The organism is Limimaricola cinnabarinus LL-001, from assembly GCF_000466965.1.
GTDB lineage: Bacteria > Pseudomonadota > Alphaproteobacteria > Rhodobacterales > Rhodobacteraceae > Limimaricola > Limimaricola cinnabarinus.
This window is the reverse complement of the sequence record NZ_BATB01000191.1, coordinates 1-511: the sequence shown is the minus strand read 5'-3', so window position 1 is coordinate 511 and position 511 is coordinate 1. Positions and strand designations below refer to the sequence as shown.

Genomic DNA, 511 nt, shown 5'->3' with positions numbered 1-511 from the left:
AAAAACCGCGCCGCCTGATCAAAGCGCGTCACCCAACTCAGGCATAGCTCCTTGAAAGCAGGCGCGTGCTGCTTGCGTTTCGACATCTCTGATCTCCTCGTCGGTGAAGATCAGCAGACAGCAAATCGTAGCTTACGTCAGTGCCCTGAAACCGGGGAGCACCTCAGCTCAAGGAAGCTGGGCAGATAGCTGCCCTTGCGCAGCTTCGGAATTTCCAACGCGACCCGGCCGGCACGCGTGTCCCAGTCCCGCTCGCGATAGCCGTTCCGGTGAACTTCGCGCAGCGGCGAACGCGCGCCCTTCGCAACGCCGGTTCTCGCCTCGACCTCTGCCTCCATGATCCGCTCGGCCGCGAAGGCCAGCATCTCGCGGACCAGATCTCCATCAGCCTGCTTTTCAACCAGCTCGAGCAGAGCCATTCTGTCGTCGGTCATCGTCGTCTCCATCTGGTTCAAGGTTTCCCAACCCGAACCTATTCCGAAGATCGACGGTGATCGCCAGCGTCACACCC

1 pseudogene is annotated in these 511 nt (G+C 60.7%); it reads right to left on the bottom strand.

The window, feature by feature from the left end:
* Positions 1-161 precede the first annotated feature (161 nt).
* Positions 162-434: pseudogene (locus MBELCI_RS19065) on the bottom strand (transposase); the annotation flags it as partial.
* Between the last annotated feature and the right edge of the window lie 77 nt (positions 435-511).